The organism is Paenibacillus sp. FSL R5-0928 (genome assembly GCF_037970385.1).
GTDB classification, from domain to species: domain Bacteria; phylum Bacillota; class Bacilli; order Paenibacillales; family Paenibacillaceae; genus Paenibacillus_AQ; species Paenibacillus_AQ odorifer.
The window spans coordinates 5,537,066-5,554,919 of record NZ_CP150225.1 but is presented as its reverse complement, the minus strand read 5'-3'; the positions used below and the strand labels follow the sequence as shown (position 1 = coordinate 5,554,919).

Genomic DNA, 17,854 nt, shown 5'->3' with positions numbered 1-17,854 from the left:
ATTAAATTGCTAGCGCCACATAGTAGGCGTTTTTATTTTGCCCTCGGGATTCCCGGGGGCTATTTATATTGAGGGGGAAACGGGAGTGGAGCCTACAACAATCGTAGCAATGATTGCGGCAGTAAGTGGGGTTGTCTTGGGCTGGACGGGGAAAACCCAAGCATTTAAAAAGGATGTTGCACAAGAGGCTGGTAATGGTGCGTCACTTCGTACTGACGTTGAGTATATCAAACGGGGCGTGGATGATATGCGTTTAGAGCAGCGAGCCCAGGGGCAGAGATTTGATTTACTTTCAGAGCGTGTAACGCGTATTGAAGAGGCTTCTAAATCGTATCACAAGCGGCTTGACCGATTTGAAGAAAATAGAAGAGGTGATTTGTAATGGAATGGAATGCAGTTATAGAGTTTATTAATCCCGAATTAATGGCTGTCGTTGTAGCTTGTTGGATCATAGGCTATGTTTTGAAAAAAACGCCGAAAGTGCCGGATTGGAGTATTGTATACATCGTTACGCTGATGGCCATCGTATTTGCTGTACTGATGTTAGGGTTTGTCATTACAAGCTTAATACAAGGCATCCTATGTGGTGCTGTAGCTGTGTACGGCAATCAGCTGGTTAAACAAGCTAAGAAAAGTGGTGACGAAGAATGAAGAAGGTATGGGTCGACGCAGGACATGGTGGTAAGGATCCAGGAGCAGTTTCAAATGGTTTAAAAGAGAAAGACATCGTACTGTCAGTGGCTTTGGAGATTAAAAAGCGACTCGAGACAAATTATAATGGAGTACAGGTGTTGCTATCCCGTAGCACCGATGTGTTTCTGGAATTAAAAGAGCGCACAAATCTAGCTAACAAAGCAGGCGCTGATCTCTTAGTGTCCATCCACTGTAACGCTGGTGGCGGCTCTGGTGGATTTGAAACCTTTAGATATACAAAAGCCTCAGCCGCATCAGCATCACTGCAAAACATTCTGCATACTGCGATTATGGACACGTTAAATAAGGTTGCCGTTGGCGTGATTAATCGAGGTCAGAAATCAGATAACTTGCACATGGTAAGGGAAAGCAAGATGCCGGCAGTATTGACGGAGAATTTGTTTTTGGATGTTGCAACTGACGCTGCCAAACTCAAAAAAGATGTGGTTATCCAAGCAATCATTGATGGTCATGTGATCGGGATTGCTCGATATTTGGGATTGAAGATGAAGGAATGGAACCAAGTGAACAATGATAATAAAGTGTCAGTACATGTAAATGGCAAAAATGTAGCTGACGGAGTGATAGATAACGGTATTACCTATACACCAGCTCGGGCAGTAGCAGAGGCTCTAGGGGCTACAGTGATCTATGATGCAGTAAGTAAGACAGTCAATATTACAAATTGATTTTTCAAATGCAACTGAAGTAGAACCCCGCTTATTTGAGCGGGGTGATTTGATAAAAAAGAATGTCTGGTCATATAATGACTTTATGAAGGAGTGATATAATGTCTGGTGAGATGATCGAAGTAGACCGCGAAGAGTTAATTTTACTGCTTCGTTCACACTATTCTTTTTTGGAAGAAAATGATATTGAAGATGAAAAAGATTGGGATCTAATAAAACGATGGGAAAAGAAATTAGGAGTCTCCTTCATGTTTGATACTCTGTAATATTTCTTCAATCAATTCGTAACCACACATATAAAATACATTCGCTTTATTTTCAGTGGCCATTCCTTGGTGTCCATGAGTAATTGAATTTCGATATCCTTTTAATGCTAATGCTGATGCATGTGACTTTCCTGAAAGTAAATTGTGTTTAAGGAGTTTGTTTAAAAGATCGTTAAATCCGTCTTTGGCCCGACTGTATTCAATTTCACTATGTTCTAATACTATTTTGCATGCTGTTTCCATAGCAATTGATAATGTGGATATAGTCGCAATTGGCAAATTTATGTCCTTACACATTTTCGCTTCACTAAGTTCTTGAGCGAGTTGGTCCCCCATTTTAAGTCCACTAGTTATTTCTTCGATCGGCACTCTCTCGTTACTATAAATTAATCTTTCTAAATCTCTTAAATCAGGGAAATAAACACACTTACCCCATGCGTTTGAATTTGGAATGTTAGTAATAAAACAATGTATATTGTTTGAACTAATAAGAGTGCGCAATCCATATTCATTGAGCGAGGGGAAATTTCGTACGTCTGTTTGTTCGGAGAATGGAACGATAAATGTTTTAATTATTGGTGGATAATTCATGTTAGGGATAAAAGGTACTATTCCCAGTGGTCTTTCTGTTGGGAAAATCCTGATTTCCTCGAATCCCACCCATTGAGCGATCAGCAACGGGCACTTCTCTATTTCGCTAACGAACTCATTGTATTCAGATATTGTTAATATATCAGGCATACTAAGGAGATTACGTATCCAATTATAATTTTCACTGTACTCATTCCACTTTACATCCATTGTCTTCCTCCTTCTTAAAAATAAAAATTTATTTGTGAATACGTACAGATTATTGCATACTACTAACTTGCTGGCAATGAGGTGAAGGATGCGTTAACGCATCACTACATACTTAATAATGATAAAATAGAATACACATTTCAGAAACAGCAAGCGAAGCCCGATAGCATAGGCAAAAGCCCTACTAACCTACAAATGGTTGGTAGGGCTTTTTTTTGTTATAAGGGTTAACGGCGTCCACTGGATTTAATTAGTGCTGCGATCGAGAGGACCAATGCAGCCACAATTACTATCCAGGTTATCACGTTCAGCATATACCTTTCTCCTTTAGAGGAGCCGTAGCCCCCGGATTACTTAAAGAAAATCATCGACACTGATGGTGACTGTTCAAGATCAATGAATTCATCCTCTGTCACTCATATTTCATTTGCTCCACCAAAACTCCAGAGTACTATTGCTAATCTTGCCATTTCCTTTTTTCCTCCTGTGTATGCCCGCCGGCTAATTGTATCGTTCAAACCGTTTATGTTATGATTGGGTGGAGAGCAAGGGGTGCAACCCTTACTCTCCGGGAACCTATTTACGTTTGCGTGGTCCGCGGCGTTTTTTGGTTCCTTTACATTTGTCCTTTAACAGCAGTGTTGCGGTAATGAGTTGTATGATTGCTGTAAGGAGCGTAACCCAATCTTTCATGTGTCTTGTTCACCTCCCCTCTACACTTATAATTATACAACGAATATCGTTGAATGTCAACGAAAAACGTTGAATTGTTTTTGCGAATAGTGTATATTCTAGTTGAGGTGAAAAGGAATGTTGAAATTGAAAATTAAACAATTAAGAGAACTAGAAGATCTGAGTGTACGTCAATTAAGCGAAGCAACCGGTATACGCTGGAACACCCTGAGCGATATGGAGAAAAACACTGCTAAACATTGGCCGCCTGAACATTTGGAAACACTCATGAAATTTTTTAAATTGAATCAGATCGATCAATTAATAGAATACGAAGAGGGGCCCGGATCATAACCGTGGCTCCTTTTTTTATATTGATTTAAGAACGTATGTTTGGTTATAATACAAACAAATGTTCTTGTTTTGGAGGGGGAACAATGCTTAGTGATACAGCACGGAAACTGCTCATGATCATGACTCACTCAGCGAATCATCACGCACATATGCCGAGTCTTCCTGAGATGGAACGTCTAAGTGGACGTATGCCAGTCCCAATTAAAGCTGCTATGCAGGAGTTGGTTCAGGAAAAATATATCGAATGGAACCCAAACATGCCGCCTGAGACAGCGATTATAATCGAGGGTTGGGAACGGTCTGACTCTAGGTTTAAAAGACATCATTCAACGCCTCAGGATATACAGTGGGGAGTGGATGGAAGCAACATTGAGTACTGGACTAAATACTAGGAGGTTATAGGATGGCAGGGAAATTAGAAGCAAATGGACTATGGGAGGGAAGTCGAATGATTATGCCTGAGCACAAGGTAAGGATACTGGACGATGCCTTAAATGAAGAGACTCGTAAAAAACCTGATTTAGATCCGCAGGCGTTGGTGGAGATTTCACAGGCATTAGCTCAATCGTTAGAGGATTGTAGTCCGATCACACTTACATTGTTTGGAGAATTTGAAGACAAATCAATCCATGGCATAGTTATGAGGGTTGACCGTCAGCATGGTCAGATTAAGTTTCGTCATGATGATGATTGGGATTGGATCAAAGTAAAGGATGTTGTTAATGCGAGCACATAGTAAATTCCCAAGCGATTGGGATTATGACAAAGCCCTACTAACCTATATGGTCGGTAGGGCTTATTTTGATATCATATCTACATATAATTAGAATTTTTGGACAAATCAGATATTAATTCAGCTGATGTACGAGGCGGATCCGCAATCTTTTTTGTGATACTTGCTTCAATATTATCAACCTTGCTCGATAGGTTCTCTATATGTTCAAGTAAAGAAGCAAAGCCCAATGTGAAAATCCCAGATATTCCGCCAGAAACCCAGAACATAATCATATATCCCCAAGCGAAACCCTTATCTTCAAATGAAAATTTCGGTTCTGGAGCTAATAAATTACCTGCGAGAATCCCCCCTATAAAAGCAATTCCTATAGTTATGTACGCTACCCACCGTAAAGCTTTGGCCATGTTCACTCATCTCCTAAACCTGATATAATTCTAAAATTAATTTTACCAGATATAGGTATGGTAATCTATGGATTTATATACACCGATATGTAAGCATTCTAGTAGCCCTAACTGGTCGATGGGGTTCTTCTTTTTACGACGTCCAAGAGTGTTAACGAGAGCTGCTTATGAGAGGATTAAAGCAGATAAAAGTGAAAAAATAGAGCCGCCACAGGGATGTCCTGGACGACTCTTTTGATGTATTTCGTTACCCGCAAATTACCCGCAGGAGGATTTATAAGTTGTGCTTTTTTCTTGTAGATTAAAGTCGGTGACAAATGGGGAAAAGCCTTGCATAGCGCGGGTTTAACCTGATTGTTCTAATCCCTTGTAGATACTGTTAAATATATGTTCTATATTTAGTCCTCGAATGAAAGATATTCCAAAAAAATAATGTGTCAACGTTTAGGCTCCCATTTGGGAGTCTTTTTTTATCTGCGATTCTATTTGTTCTTACGCTTATTAAAGAGCGCGATCCAGCAGCAAGAGGCTCCGATGAACGCTGCGAGAATCGGTATCCATTGATTAGTAGTCAAGTTAGGACCTCCATAGTGCTTATAATTCTTTTGTCATAAAAACACTATAGGGGTCTTCAATGTAATCTGCAAACGGACTGCAGTATTCAAATCCATATTGTTCATATAATTTTCTAGCTGCTTCGAACCCTTCAGTGGATCCGGTTTCTAAGCTCAGCCGCCGATAGCCTTGTTGCTTAGCTTCCTTAATGATATGGGCAAGCATTTTAGATGCAATACCCTTCCTAAGATGCTTGGTAGAAGTACGCATAGATTTGATTTCACCATGATGGCTACCCAGGTCTTTAAGAGCACCGCAACCTAAGAGTTCGCCCTGCTCCCAGGCACTCCAGAAGGTGATTTCAGGTGTTTTTAATTTATCTAAATTCAACGCATGTACACTCTCTGGCGGGGATTGCTCAAACATGCTCTGCAGATGTTCACTGATCAGTGCTATGATTTCGGTTCCGGTTAAGTTATCGATTCTAATCTCCATATTATTCACTCCCAATGATAAGATTATGGTTTGCTGTATATATCATATTTCTTTAGCGGAGTCCGCTGTTGTATGTTGTAGCAATCGGTCCAAGGCTTTCTGTATAAGTGGCATAAAGTAATTAAGAATTAAGCCGCCTAAACAAATGGTAAGTAGAGTGCCAATCCCAATAGGCCCATTGAAAATAATGGCGGCAAATAAGAAAACCAGATAAATGATTGTTCTAGTAAATAGTATACTAAGCCTAGTTATCGTTTGCAGTACTAATGTTAGTCGGTCCACTGGAATCGGTGCGAAATTTGCGTACAAATAAATGGATGTACCTAATCCAATTGCGATTAAGCCTAAACCATAAAAGGCGATTTTACTGATCCACAGATTAGGCTCGATCAGATTGTTTAACAAAAAAAGCCACATATCGATACCAATGCCTGCTATAAATGCAGTTACCAACCCTAATAATTCTGGTCTTTGCTTGGATAAACATGAATTACATCCAATCAATAGGCATGCGATCAGCACTTCCCAACTGCCTACTGTAAGACCGACATTTTGGGATAGACCGACTAAAAGTGCATCAAAAGGTGACGCTCCAAGATCGGAGATTATTGTTAGTGAAACGCCTAGGGTTAAGATGAAAATTCCGCAAGTGAAAATGGAAAACGTAGTTACACTAAACTTCTTCATTCTATTGAAGCAGAAAGATCTTTAATCATTAAAAGATGAGGGATGCCATCCTCCATAAATTCAGTAGATGAAGCCCGATAACCAAGTTTCTTATAGAACCCCTCTGCCTGAGTTTGCCCGTGCAATTTAACCTTTTGATGCCCCTTTTCAACCACGATCTCTTCTAATGCAGAAATAATTTTTTTCCCAATTCCAAATTTACGATAAGGTTCTAGGATGCAAATACGCTCTAACTTACCTAATCCATCAAGAAAGCGGATCCTTCCTGTGGCAACTGGTTGCCCATCATAATAGGCGAGAACATGCTCACATTCTCCATTCAGCGTATCGAATTCATCAAATTCATCATTAAGGGGTACGCCTTGTTCCTCAACAAATACTTTTTTTCTTATTGAAAATGCAGCTTCAAGTTCCTCGATTAGTGTAATTCTTTTAAGATTCATTCTTGCTTACTCCATTCTGTATTTGTTTTTTTTAGGAAAAACGTCATAATGAATTAACGACAATTATAAGTATATATATAATCAATATTGTTGTAAATACAACATTATTGGAACTGGTAGGTGATTGAATGAAGGAGATACTTCGTGAAGTTGGAATGATAGCGAGGGCATTAGATTCCATAAGTAATATAGAGTTCAAGGAATTAGAGCTTACAAAGGGGCAGTATTTATATCTGGTCCGGATATATGAGAATCCAGGTATTATTCAAGAAAAGCTGTCGGAAATGATAAAGGTGGACCGAACAACAGCAGCGCGTGCGATTCAGAAACTTGAAATCCAAGGTTTTATTGAAAAGAAAGACGATGAAACGAACAAAAAAATAAAAAGGTTATTCACAACTGAAAAAGGTAAACAAGCCTATTCTTTTCTGAAGAGAGAAGGGGACCATACCGATTTGGTTGCGTTAGCAGGATTATCTGAAAAAGAAACGGAAGTATTGTTTCAACTCTTGCAAAGAGTTAGGAAAAATGTTGAGGTTGAGTGGGAATACGTAAAGAAGGGAAATAAAAGAGAGTACTAAAATCAGCAATTGTTATTGAACTAACCCAACGCGATCGCATGAAAAAATGCCTTGCTAGTGATTATACTGGCAGGGCATGTTAATGTGATGATCTATATATCAACGGAGCCGTGGAACGTGCGGAGCGGAGAATAAAAAAAACACCCTAAGGTGTTCTTTGAGGGTAATTATTGTTCTGCGGGTGTATTTCCCATTGCAATAGAAATTCTGTTCCAACTGTTGATTTGATTAATGACCAGTACAAGATCAATATATTGCTTCTCATCGTATTGTTCACGTACTCGTTTATATAGCTCATCAGGAACTCTTTTGGAAGGGATTAGCGTAATATGCTCAGATAGTTCGAGAGCAACCTTCTCTTCAGGTGTATAAAAAGTACATTCCTCCCAAACATTTAAACAATAAATTCGTTGTTCGGTTTCACCCATTTTACGAGCTTCGGATGTATGCATATCTATGCAGAAAGCACATCCGTTAATTTGAGAAACTCTGATTTTGATAAGTTCTCTTGTAGTCCGATTAATCGTAGATTTTTTGGTGTACATCTCCATATCCATCATGATTTTCATACCCTCAGGTGCAACTTCATTGTAGGCAACTCTTTGACTCATTAGGCAAGACTCCTTAGGCTTTAGTTTAGGAATAGTATAACTTTATTTTAACACTATTATTCTTTATGTGCGAACGTTTGTACTTATTTTTTGTTTGTGAGAAGGCAGAAATCACCGATGACCTCTGCATTGGTATACATAATGTTCCAAATCTAGTATTCTAGTAAGAAGATTTTATACGGATGATGTGAAATACATAGGAGCCCGTAATGAGACGTAGTTAACATAATAATACTCAAAATGAGGTGTTTTAAAATGGGCAAGAATTATCGTTGGAGGCACGAGAAAGGAATGGGAGTATTTCGAATGTTTGGTGTGATATTTATTTTTACTCTAATGCTTAAGGGCGTCACGTTATTGGTTCAGGGAATGGAGAGTCTGGTAAGAAATACATATGAATTTGGCTATGCTTTTGGATCTTTATTAGAGAAGGTTTTTTAACTGAAAAATCGAACATATGTAATATCAAAGCCCAGTATGCTATGGATCTTGTCAGAGTGGGGATCGGCGATGATGCGGATGCGAAAGCTCAGCGTAACAGCGTTCAAGTTCATGAAAATATTTTCTTTTTCATTACCTGCACTAAAAAGCCTATCGCCTAATCCCCGGCAATAGACTTTTTATGATGTTGGCAGCCAGCCCCAATCAAGTAATAACTACATCGGAATATCCCGCAAAAATAGTCTGTGTTCCCGGACTAGTATCTGTCCATACGCCGATATATCCTCCAGGCGGAACGGAAGTGATATCAATATAATCCCCTATCAAGGTTACAGGTCCTGTACCTCCAGCATTCGGATCGAAGGAAACGTTAGTTATTCTAGTGTTGGTAAATGTCTGTCCACCGTTAATGGATCGCGCAACATATACATCTAGCAAAAATCCGTTAACCTGATTGCTGTAATAGATCACATTTACTACGCCCGTCAAAGGGTCGACATCGATCGCAGGAAAAAAGTTCTGAGATCCCGCGGGTGCACCGGTAATACTAACGGGAGTGCTCCAAGTCATGCCCCTGTCGTTTGAAATGGACATGAATACATCAGAGTACCCTTGGCGGAAATCCTGCCAGATGGTATACACACGGTTGGTAAAGGGTCCGACTGATCGATCGGTTGAAATATTCGCAAATGTTAAGACCCGAAAAGCATAGCCGGGAACGGGCAGGACTATGGGCACAGGTACGATCGTGGACACAAGAACAGGGGCGCCAAACGTTGTTCCACCATCCAAAGAAGTTCTGATCACAAATCTGAATTCCGGATTTGTCGTAATCCATGCTCCATACACGCTGCCTATCAAATCCACAGCCACATCGGGACGTTCTACCTGATTAGCTTCACTGGAAAGCAGGATGGGAGTGTCCCATGTGGCTCCATTATCACGAGATCGACTAAGAAAAGCTGTCGAGTTACCTCCGTTAGCTACATTGAACTGATGATTGTAAGAAACATAGATATTTCCTAAATATGGGCTAGATTGTCCTACATCGATTGTGATATTTGTTTCGTCATTATTAATGTAGGTTCCATACCCGCTACTTACAATTACAGGGCTGCTGAAATTAGTACCATTGTTGGTGGAAATATAGAATATAGTTGTTCCGTCTGAAGCGCCTGGAAAAGCATGTGCAGAAATGGCAAATGTATTCGGAAAGGAGTACGCAACAGCAGGTGCTTCGGCCCCTGTAAATCCTGGAGGCAGAGGCAGTAAAGCTTGTGACCAGTTGGCACCGCCATCTAACGAGCGATACATCCCTATTAATGGAACTCCGGTTGTAGTGTCTACAGCTACAGCAATCATGATCCCGGGAATAAGCAGATTCACAGCAACATAGGGTTCAAACTTTGGTGGCAAACCTGTAGTGACCTGAAAATTGAAATTGGTCATTGTCACCTCTCCTTTTTCATCTTTAATCTATGTTATGAAAAAAGCGGGAAAGGAACTGTATACCTGTCTATTTGGCTATTATTCCACGTGTTAACCCCTCCTCTTGCCTCACAACTATAAGCTAGCTGTTGAATAAGTTGATAGAAACCAAGAGGAGGAGTGAGAAAATGCCTTATACAACAGGTCTTATTACGAATACGAGAGCAACTGGTACTGCAGCGAGTAATGTAGTGGTCAGTGTTCGTAACACAAGTAATGCGAGTGCAATGATGATTGTCGAAGTCTTCGGTGTTCCATATTCCTTGCCAGCTCTTACCCCGCTTTATGTCACAGGTTATTTCGTTCCTGCAAAGAGTTCTGATATTAGAGAGTTTTTCATTGGGGGGAATCTGGCTTACGAGGTGCAAATTAGTAGTCCTTATCCTTTGGCAGAAGTAGTCACCTCTGTTTATGGGCTGGATGAGTTCGGAAATCTAGTTACCGATCAGCGGGTGCTTCAATCTGAAATGACGGAGATTACCGCCCTTTCTATACCTGTATAATAGTAATATTTAGACCATTAAGCAGCAGTCGCTGAAAGAAATAGGGCGATTGCTGCTTTTTTAGGCGTAATAAAGTATTTTAAGGGCATTCACACAGTCAGATGGGAGGAATCAAAATATACTGATTTTATACTCCAATGTAGAGAGAGGTAAAAAATCATGGCGGATGTAGGAGTAGTTATGCCTGTGTATACCCAAAAGCCGGAGTTCTTACGGCAAGCTCTGCAGTCTGTTCTACACCAATCTTTTACCAATTTTCGGCTGGTTGTTGTGATCGATGGTGCACCTGAAATGGAACCGCTCGTGAGATCCATTATTGTCGAAGATCCAAGGGTAACGGTTATCTCTTACGTACAGAACAGGGGTATAGCACATGCACTGAATACCGGCTTTGATCTTTTGTATAGTGAGCCTAGTATTCAATATCTAAGTTGGGTTTCCAGCGACAATGTTTATGAACCCCGTTTCCTCGAAATCCTTCGGGGGGCGCTAGTTAGAGGTCCACAGGAGTTAGGCATCGTGTACAGTTCTTTTCAAAGCATCGATAACGAGGGAAGGTTTCTTCATAACGAACATCAATTAGCTACTCAGCGTAATTATCAGTCACAGCCTAAAGAGAGATTGCTGGATTACTCGCTTATTGGCGTTTCTTTTATGTACAAAGCACAGATTGCGAAGCTTGTTGGAGCTTATGGAATGGAACCGGTGGAGGATTATGATTACTGGCTGAGACTGGCTGAACATTGTGAAATTCGCTTTATACCGGTGGAACTGGTGAATTATCGTGTGGATTCTACCTTTAGTGTATCTGCCCAATTACATTCGGTTGAAAATCATCGTAGATGGAGATATGCCTATCATTTGACCCGCCATCAGGCACGGTTTCGCAGAGGAATTCCGGCGATGATTACCGTTCTATATCCTGTAGTGAATGCTTGTGCGGATGAAATAACGCGGATAGAGAATCTGTACGAACAAACGTATAGCAATTATGAATGCCGGGTGTTGGATTTATCAACTACGCGTCAGCCATCGGCTCTATTGGAAACCATACCTCATCCTGCGACAGCGTTCGCCTGGCTGCCTGGAGCTGTGGAGTCACACGCGATTTGCAGTGCTATAGAACAACTATCCACTCCATTCACGATAGTTTTAGGTCCAAAAGTTTTTATAGGAGCGCTCGATATTGAGTACATGCTGGAAGCTTTGGTAACTACGGGCGGGGATACGATTTCCAATTACTATACGGATGATCATAGCCTGATTGGATTTCGACACAGACATGTCCCATCGACCAAAGGCCACTATTATAATGAGCTGTTTCGCAGCGCAGATCTGTATGATTTGTTGAAGACCTCTTTTACCTAAAAATAATTTGCGAATGAGTGATCATAATGAAGATTTTGTTCACTTTTTATAACCCGAGTGGAGGTATGCAAACCCTGAACCGAGTTCGCTGCCAAGCGTTACATGCTCGCGGTGTAGAGTGCCATTTACTGTATACACACCATGGAAAAGGACAGCAGAATATCCGTAACATTCAAACGCATATTACCAATAGCGATGACGAGATCAGGGCAATGCTTGCTCGTGAAGCTTTTGACTTAATTGTAGTGTGTACGGATATTAACTTAGCAGAGCGGATTCGAGGGTTCGGGTATAAAGGGCCGCTTGTTTTTGAAGTGCAGGGTTTAGGCACCTTAGATGAAGCTGAGCAGGTCGTTAATAATTTTACAGAGCGCATTTACAGGCTCACCGATGCACTGCTGTATCCAGAAACAACCCATTTGCAGGCGCTTTTCAAAGGCGGATTTCCAACCATTCCACAATATTGTTTTGATGATCCGATCGATTGCGATCAGTTTGGATATACCAATTATCCCGCGAAAAGTTTCCCTATCCTCGGCTGGGTAGGACGCATTCAAACGAATAAGAATTGGCGGGAATTTCTGCAAATCGGGCAAAGGCTGCTGGCGATCCATCCCGAACTTTATTTATGGATTTTTCAGGATGATACTTTGTTTGATCCAGAGCAAAAAGAAAGCTTTGATCAATTTGTAGCTGAGACGGGGATTTCTTCACGGTTGATTTCGTATTCCAATATTCCTCATGAGCAAATGGCAGATTATATGAGTATTATTGGTGATTCGGGAGGTTTGCTCCTTTCTACCTCTATTTTGGAAGGGTTTGGATACGCGGTTGCTGAGGCGATGTTGTGCCGTTGTCCTGTACTTACTACAGATTCAGACGGCGTTCGAAGACTCGTCATTAACAATCACACTGGAAAAATATACACTAGAGGGCAGCTGGATGAAGCTGTGGTTGCTGCTCTATCCTTAATGAATGATCCAGAACTACGGGCCAGAATCAGGATGAATGGAGAATGGCATATCCGGACTAACCTATCCTCTGAGCTGTATGCAGACAGATTTCTACAGATGTATCATCAATTGATGGGACGCAGAATTCATATTGAGCGGCGCTGGTCTTAACTCTGCGGTTAATCCGCAGGGTTAAGATGTTTTTTCATGGATAAACAACGAGGTCAGAATTAGTGTCAATAAAAGGGTGATAATCATTCCTACCATTTGAATAATATTGTTTTCTATATCTCATTGATTAATTCTTTCGTATTATTCCGAACATTTCCCACTGCAGTAGAAACCGGGTAGGCTCTCATTTGATGCTGATCATAGGGTTTAAGAAGCTTTATTAACGAAGTTGCGTCCTGATTGTCCCGGCTCAGCCATTCTGGCTCATCCTCAGGCTTCAAAATAACTGGCATACGGTTATGGATTTCAGCCATAAGTTCATTTGGGGTAGTCGTTATAATCGTGCAGGTACTTAATTTATTACCTTCAGGGTCCATCCAAATATCATACAATCCGGCCATTGAAAAAATACCCCCATCGCGCATCACGATTCGCATGGGTTGTTTGCTATTGCCCTGAACCTTCCATTCATAGAAGCCATCAGATGGAATGATGCAGCGGCGGGAGCTTACTAATCGCTTGAAAGAAGGCTTCTCAAGGAGTGACTCTGCCCGGGCATTAATCATTTTACTGCCGATTTTGTCATCTTTGGCCCATGAAGGAACCAGACCCCAGCGCAGTTCCCCAAGTTTATTGCTGGATCCTGTGTTAATGACTGCCGGAATTTGCTGCATGGGTGCTGCGTTATATGTTGGAGCATAGTGGATAATGGTTGAATCATTCGCAAAATATCTGACCATCAGCTCTTCCATGGTGACGGTTATCGTATATCGTCCGCACATTTTATACACTTCCCATTCGGCCGTTTTTGAGGCTGGATTTGTTTACAGCTTGTAATCAGCATGTTATGCTCGAAATATTTCTTAGCTTGAACGGCTGTTAAGGGTTGTATCTTATTATAAACGAAGCACAATGAATGAAGAAAGCGGTGCATATAGGTGATTTTGGTAAGCTCTTGTTTAGCTGGTATGAAGGTAAGATATAATGGCACGGATTGTTTGGATGAGAAAATTCAGAAGCTTTTAAATGAGAATCAAGCTATTGCTGTGTGTCCGGAATTATTAGGGGGATTCTCTACGCCTAGAGAGCCAGCTGAAATTGTCGGCGGGGATGGTGAGGCTGTGCTTGCAGGAACGGCTAAAGTAGTGGACCGATCGGGCATAGATGTAACAGAACTATATTTAAAAGGGGCTTATATTACGCTTGAGAAAGCTCAAGAAGTTTCAGCTACGATGGTAGTCCTCAAGGAAAACAGTCCTTCTTGCGGCAGCACCATGATTTATAACGGAGAGTTCAAAGGGAAGAAGATCGCTGGGAACGGCGTGACTGCAGCTTTACTTAGAAAAAACGGCATAGAAGTTACCTCTGAAGAGAATTGGCTGTCATTACCTTAGCCTGTGCAGGGAATTGATTACAATATTGTGTTCTTTAGTTTGTGGAAAACTAACTTCTCGCGCGGTATAATTTAATAGTTCTTAAAAACGAACTGTTTTCCTATACCCTAGAAGTGGAGAAATGAATGATGAAAACCATCTATTTGGACCACGCCGCATCAACCCCGGTTCATCCGGAGGTGGCCAAGGTCATGCTGAATATAATGACAGAACAATATGGAAATGCGTCCAGTGTACATCAGTTCGGACGTTCAGCCAAGAAAATATTAAATGGGGCGCGCGATACTATCGCCGCCTTTTTAGGCTGCTCGCCGGAAGAGTGGGTGTTCACTGGCGGCGGAACCGAAAGTGACAATCTAGCCCTCTATGGAGCTGTCGCTGCTGTTGCCCAGAAAGGCAATCATATTATCACCTCTGCGATAGAGCATCATGCAGTGCTACATACCTGCGAAGAGCTGGAGAAGGAAGGCTTTAAGGTTACTTATCTTCCTGTGGATTCTACAGGCCGAGTATCCGTTGCAGATGTAGAAGCAGCGGTGCAGGAAGACACAGTGCTAATCAGTGTAATGTATGCCAACAATGAGGTAGGAACCGTTCAGCCGATTCAGGAAATTGGCCAGTTTGCCAGAGAGCGGGGTATTCTGTTCCATGTTGATGCTGTACAAGCTCTTGGTGCCTTACCGATCACACTGCGGGAGCTTCCGGTAGATTACATGAGCTTTACAGCTCACAAAATCAATGGACCTGGGGGGATCGGTGGCCTTTATGTGCGGAGTGGAGCACCGCTGCATCCAAGACTCCACGGTGGCCTTCAGGAGCGCGGCAGACGAGCCGGAACAGAAAATTTAGCAGGTACTGCTGGATTTGCCAAGGCTGTTGAAATAGCAGTTACAGGTCTATCAGAACGTCGACAAAAAGTGCAGCTCCTGCGCAATAGACTACTTGAAGAGCTGGATGCGCTGATTGGACGGGAAAGTTATTCAATTAACGGCAATACCGAGCATTTTTTGCCAAGTATACTGAATTTGAGCTTCCCGGGAGCTAGAACAGATGTTATGCTGATGAACCTGGATATGGACGGGATTGCGGCAGCAAGCGGTTCAGCCTGCACGTCAGGATCACTGGAAATATCCCATGTTCTGAGAGCAATGGAGCTTCCAGAAAATATTTTAGGGTCAGCGATTCGATTTAGCATGGGTTTGGGTAATACTACTGAAGAAATTGAGTACGTTGCTCGAAAAGTTGAAACCATTCTGAATCGGCTGCGTATCAGAGACTAGTTACTTCTAGGCTATGGTAGGTATCCTGATCATTCGGGCTTTCACTTTTTGAGAACTCGTAATTACACTCAAAGTGAGGAGACCGAGCAGCCATGAAACTTCAAGATCTGATCGGCTTGGCTGTATATGAAGTTGAAGAGGGTAACGCAATCGGCAAAATTGTCGATATTTTGCTCGATTCAAACTGGAATATTACGGGTATTGAACTGGAAAGCAAATCTTTTTTTGGTGGCCATGTGAAATTTGTGGCATGGGAAGATATTGTGGCCTACGGCGAGGATGCTGTCATGATTCGTAATAAAGAGTCGATTGATAAGATAGATGCCGATCATATACCTTGTACTTTTCTACTTGGAAAGAACAAACTTAAGGATTTGAAAGTGCTAACTACAACTGGAACTATACTCGGACGAATATCTGATGTTTATTTTGACCAAAAGTTGGGAAACACAATAGGAGCGCTGGAAATTAGTGACGGGCTTGTCACTGATTTGATCGAAGGCCGCAAATGGCTGCCTTGTTCTGACGAGATGTCCATTGGTGAGAATGCATTAATGGTTCCTGCGATGAGCGAAGAACGGCTACAAAAAGCCATTAATATTGTTAACGGATAGGTGGAATGTATTATATGAAGTGTCCAAACTGCAACTCCAAAGATATCGGAAAGATCGGTTCCCACCAGTTTTATTGCTGGGGCTGTTTCATCGAATTGACGGTAAATGGCGAAAAAATGTCGGTTTATCAAGTTGAAGAAGACGGCACACTAAGCTCGCTGGACGACCTGTTCTCCGGGGATGATATGACTCAGGATTTCCCGCAAATTCATGCGTCGTCTTAACTATGAATCTTGCTTTGTAAGCAAGACTGCTCTATGTACTTAAGCGTCAATTTCCTTTCAGCTGAAATCAGTTGCAAGGTTATTGACGCTTTTTTGTGTGTTTGATGGTTATTTTGCTGCGGCCATACATATACTTACTTACGAAGCTAGTCCAGGCTCTACCGCAGGAGGGTACTCTCATGGAACAATGGTCCCAAAGTAAATGGTTCCGCTGGATGATCGGAGTGCTGCTATCCCTGATCATTTTGTATTTTGTTTGGTTGCTTCGTCCGATGCTGCAGGGGATTTTTGTATTTTTAAAGGCAATCCTCGCTCCATTTCTGGCAGCTATGATTATTTCCTATGTGCTGAATCCCGTGGTTAGTATGCTGGCCGGACGGAAGATGCCGCGTAGCGTAGCTGTTCTACTTATATATGCAGTGTTTCTAACGGCGATTACCGTGATCGCCATCAACCTTATCCCGATGTTTATTGAGCAGCTTGAAGAATTAAATGAACATCTGCCTGAGATCACACTGCAAGCCCAGGGGCTGATGAGCCATATGAATACAAGGCTAATACCGCCTGGGGTTGAAATGGGGATGAACAACTGGTTTTTTCAACTGGAGAATCGTCTGGCCGAAGGGATTTCGCATTTTCTCGATAATATAGGGACAACGATTAACTTGCTGTTCAATGCTTTTATCGTGCCGTTTCTGGTGTTCTATATTTTGAAGGATTTTGACGTATTTGAACGGACGGTGGTCTCTTGTCTGCCCCGCGCACGCCGCAAGTCTATTGTTACTTTGTTAAAAGATATCGATGCTGCGCTCGGCAATTACATTCGCGGACAATTTCTGGTCTGCATCATTATAGGTGTGCTTGCCTATATCGGCTATGCCATCGTCGGAATGCCTTATGCCTTACTGTTCGCCAGTGTGGTGGCAGTATTTAATATTGTTCCGTATATGGGTCCTTTTCTAGGGGCTGCACCTGCCATTGTGATGGCTTCGACCGTCTCTTTTCGATTAGTTCTACTGGTTGCTGTGGTAAACACTTTATGCCAAATTGTGGAGAGCAATATTATTTCTCCACAGGTCGTAGGCAGGACGCTACATTTGCATCCGCTGCTTATTATCTTCGCATTGCTGGTAGGTGGTGAACTGGCAGGGATGATTGGACTTATCCTTGCTGTACCGTTCTTTGCAGCTGCAAAAGTCGTAATTCAACACTTTATGGCGTTTTTAATCAAACGAAAGCCCGTATAAAGGGATAATCATTGACTATTGATAACAGTTTTGTATATAATGTTGGGGAATATTACTGATGACTCAGTATATAGTTGTTCGATGATGAGGAGTATTAATTCTATACCGTTATTGCAGAGAGCCGACACTAAGGTGCGAGTCGGTTAACGGAACAGAGTGAACTCACCTCGGAGTAACGGTGCAA

25 protein-coding genes are annotated in these 17,854 nt (G+C 41.7%); 17 read left to right on the top strand and 8 right to left on the bottom strand.

The genetic code is table 11. From position 1 onward, the window contains the following. Window positions 1–85: 85 nt before the first annotated feature. The 4 genes from MKZ16_RS25115 to MKZ16_RS25100 all read left to right on the top strand — a co-directional run bounded on the left by MKZ16_RS25115 (window position 86) and on the right by MKZ16_RS25100 (window position 1,648). Window positions 86–382, top strand: coding sequence for a hypothetical protein (locus tag MKZ16_RS25115; RefSeq protein WP_076106565.1), 297 nt, complete (start codon window positions 86–88; stop codon window positions 380–382). Beyond that, entirely contained in the window at window positions 382–651 is a 270-nt protein-coding gene (locus MKZ16_RS25110) for a phage holin family protein (protein WP_339814846.1), read from the top strand. Before MKZ16_RS25115 ends, MKZ16_RS25110 begins: the two co-directional genes overlap by 1 nt. Further along, on the top strand, window positions 648–1,382 hold the full coding sequence (locus MKZ16_RS25105) for an N-acetylmuramoyl-L-alanine amidase (protein ID WP_076105865.1): 735 nt from the start codon (window positions 648–650) through the stop codon (window positions 1,380–1,382). The genes MKZ16_RS25110 and MKZ16_RS25105 overlap by 4 nt, the downstream gene beginning before the upstream one ends. Before the next feature lie 101 nt (window positions 1,383–1,483). After that, window positions 1,484–1,648 carry a hypothetical protein gene (locus tag MKZ16_RS25100; RefSeq protein ID WP_179090029.1) on the top strand — a complete coding sequence of 55 codons (165 nt, stop codon included), beginning with the start codon at window positions 1,484–1,486 and terminating at the stop codon, window positions 1,646–1,648. Here MKZ16_RS25100 and MKZ16_RS25095 read toward each other — a convergent pair. Next, the gene (locus tag MKZ16_RS25095; RefSeq protein WP_076105868.1) at window positions 1,616–2,449 is read right to left on the bottom strand and encodes a hypothetical protein; all 834 of its coding nucleotides are present in this window, start codon (window positions 2,447–2,449) and stop codon (window positions 1,616–1,618) included. The two genes, MKZ16_RS25100 and MKZ16_RS25095, sit on opposite strands and share 33 nt — an antisense overlap. 810 nt (window positions 2,450–3,259) lie before the next feature. On the opposite strand from MKZ16_RS25095, the gene MKZ16_RS25090 reads away from it, so the two are divergent. The 3 genes from MKZ16_RS25090 (at window position 3,260) to MKZ16_RS25080 (ending at window position 4,211) form a co-directional block, all read left to right on the top strand. Then, a complete protein-coding gene (locus tag MKZ16_RS25090) occupies window positions 3,260–3,475 on the top strand; it encodes a helix-turn-helix transcriptional regulator (RefSeq protein ID WP_076105870.1) in 216 nt (71 codons plus the stop codon). An 83-nt stretch (window positions 3,476–3,558) separates the two neighbouring features. Next, a complete protein-coding gene (locus MKZ16_RS25085) occupies window positions 3,559–3,867 on the top strand; it encodes a hypothetical protein (protein ID WP_076105872.1) in 309 nt (102 codons plus the stop codon). 11 nt (window positions 3,868–3,878) lie between these two features. Next, complete coding sequence (locus MKZ16_RS25080; RefSeq protein ID WP_076105875.1) at window positions 3,879–4,211, top strand: YolD-like family protein; 333 nt, start codon at window positions 3,879–3,881, stop codon at window positions 4,209–4,211. Window positions 4,212–4,288: 77 nt separating this feature from the next. Here the strand turns inward: MKZ16_RS25080 and MKZ16_RS25075 are convergent, their stop codons facing one another. From MKZ16_RS25075 to MKZ16_RS25060, 4 genes are all read right to left on the bottom strand, one after another. After that, window positions 4,289–4,615, bottom strand: coding sequence for a hypothetical protein (locus tag MKZ16_RS25075; RefSeq protein ID WP_076105878.1), 327 nt, complete (start codon window positions 4,613–4,615; stop codon window positions 4,289–4,291). 594 nt (window positions 4,616–5,209) lie between these two features. Further along, window positions 5,210–5,665 carry a GNAT family N-acetyltransferase gene (locus MKZ16_RS25070; protein WP_036677596.1) on the bottom strand — a complete coding sequence of 152 codons (456 nt, stop codon included), beginning with the start codon at window positions 5,663–5,665 and terminating at the stop codon, window positions 5,210–5,212. A 42-nt stretch (window positions 5,666–5,707) separates the two neighbouring features. After that, window positions 5,708–6,352 carry a YitT family protein gene (locus tag MKZ16_RS25065; protein WP_036677593.1) on the bottom strand — a complete coding sequence of 215 codons (645 nt, stop codon included), beginning with the start codon at window positions 6,350–6,352 and terminating at the stop codon, window positions 5,708–5,710. Further along, window positions 6,349–6,795, bottom strand: coding sequence for a GNAT family N-acetyltransferase (locus MKZ16_RS25060; protein ID WP_038572966.1), 447 nt, complete (start codon window positions 6,793–6,795; stop codon window positions 6,349–6,351). The genes MKZ16_RS25065 and MKZ16_RS25060 overlap by 4 nt, the downstream gene beginning before the upstream one ends. Before the next feature lie 128 nt (window positions 6,796–6,923). Here MKZ16_RS25060 and MKZ16_RS25055 point away from each other — a divergent pair, with 128 nt between their 5' ends. Next, window positions 6,924–7,376 (top strand): MarR family transcriptional regulator, encoded by a 453-nt coding sequence (locus MKZ16_RS25055; RefSeq protein ID WP_076105880.1) that lies wholly within the window; start codon window positions 6,924–6,926, stop codon window positions 7,374–7,376. Window positions 7,377–7,543: 167 nt separating this feature from the next. On the opposite strand, the gene MKZ16_RS25050 is transcribed toward MKZ16_RS25055, so the two are convergent. Beyond that, window positions 7,544–7,987 carry a carboxymuconolactone decarboxylase family protein gene (locus MKZ16_RS25050; protein WP_036677583.1) on the bottom strand — a complete coding sequence of 148 codons (444 nt, stop codon included), beginning with the start codon at window positions 7,985–7,987 and terminating at the stop codon, window positions 7,544–7,546. Between the two features lie 291 nt (window positions 7,988–8,278). On the opposite strand from MKZ16_RS25050, the gene MKZ16_RS25045 reads away from it, so the two are divergent. Next, window positions 8,279–8,428, top strand: coding sequence for a hypothetical protein (locus MKZ16_RS25045; protein WP_155288181.1), 150 nt, complete (start codon window positions 8,279–8,281; stop codon window positions 8,426–8,428). 204 nt (window positions 8,429–8,632) lie between these two features. Here the strand turns inward: MKZ16_RS25045 and MKZ16_RS25040 are convergent, their stop codons facing one another. Further along, window positions 8,633–9,877: a sialidase family protein gene (locus MKZ16_RS25040; protein WP_051490984.1), complete on the bottom strand. Its 1,245-nt coding sequence runs from the start codon at window positions 9,875–9,877 to the stop codon at window positions 8,633–8,635. A 167-nt stretch (window positions 9,878–10,044) separates the two neighbouring features. Here MKZ16_RS25040 and MKZ16_RS25035 point away from each other — a divergent pair, with 167 nt between their 5' ends. From MKZ16_RS25035 to MKZ16_RS25025, 3 genes are all read left to right on the top strand, one after another. Then, the gene (locus MKZ16_RS25035) at window positions 10,045–10,419 is read left to right on the top strand and encodes a hypothetical protein (RefSeq protein ID WP_036677578.1); all 375 of its coding nucleotides are present in this window, start codon (window positions 10,045–10,047) and stop codon (window positions 10,417–10,419) included. A gap of 159 nt (window positions 10,420–10,578) precedes the next feature. Then, on the top strand, window positions 10,579–11,787 hold the full coding sequence (locus tag MKZ16_RS25030; RefSeq protein WP_076105882.1) for a glycosyltransferase: 1,209 nt from the start codon (window positions 10,579–10,581) through the stop codon (window positions 11,785–11,787). Between the two features lie 26 nt (window positions 11,788–11,813). After that, on the top strand, window positions 11,814–12,911 hold the full coding sequence (locus MKZ16_RS25025) for a glycosyltransferase family 4 protein (RefSeq protein WP_036677572.1): 1,098 nt from the start codon (window positions 11,814–11,816) through the stop codon (window positions 12,909–12,911). Window positions 12,912–13,024: 113 nt separating this feature from the next. On the opposite strand, the gene MKZ16_RS25020 is transcribed toward MKZ16_RS25025, so the two are convergent. Continuing rightward, on the bottom strand, window positions 13,025–13,693 hold the full coding sequence (locus MKZ16_RS25020) for an SOS response-associated peptidase (protein ID WP_036677569.1): 669 nt from the start codon (window positions 13,691–13,693) through the stop codon (window positions 13,025–13,027). 156 nt (window positions 13,694–13,849) lie between these two features. On the opposite strand from MKZ16_RS25020, the gene MKZ16_RS25015 reads away from it, so the two are divergent. The 5 genes from MKZ16_RS25015 to MKZ16_RS24995 all read left to right on the top strand — a co-directional run bounded on the left by MKZ16_RS25015 (window position 13,850) and on the right by MKZ16_RS24995 (window position 17,670). Beyond that, window positions 13,850–14,305 (top strand): DUF523 domain-containing protein, encoded by a 456-nt coding sequence (locus MKZ16_RS25015; protein WP_036677566.1) that lies wholly within the window; start codon window positions 13,850–13,852, stop codon window positions 14,303–14,305. 128 nt (window positions 14,306–14,433) lie between these two features. Continuing rightward, the gene (locus MKZ16_RS25010) at window positions 14,434–15,585 is read left to right on the top strand and encodes a cysteine desulfurase family protein (RefSeq protein WP_038572963.1); all 1,152 of its coding nucleotides are present in this window, start codon (window positions 14,434–14,436) and stop codon (window positions 15,583–15,585) included. Between the two features lie 92 nt (window positions 15,586–15,677). Then, complete coding sequence (locus tag MKZ16_RS25005; RefSeq protein ID WP_038572961.1) at window positions 15,678–16,199, top strand: PRC-barrel domain-containing protein; 522 nt, start codon at window positions 15,678–15,680, stop codon at window positions 16,197–16,199. Window positions 16,200–16,213: 14 nt separating this feature from the next. Beyond that, window positions 16,214–16,423: a hypothetical protein gene (locus tag MKZ16_RS25000; protein WP_036677557.1), complete on the top strand. Its 210-nt coding sequence runs from the start codon at window positions 16,214–16,216 to the stop codon at window positions 16,421–16,423. 179 nt (window positions 16,424–16,602) lie between these two features. Further along, window positions 16,603–17,670, top strand: a complete 1,068-nt coding sequence (locus MKZ16_RS24995; RefSeq protein ID WP_036677553.1) for an AI-2E family transporter — start codon at window positions 16,603–16,605, stop codon at window positions 17,668–17,670. Window positions 17,671–17,854: the final 184 nt, after the last annotated feature.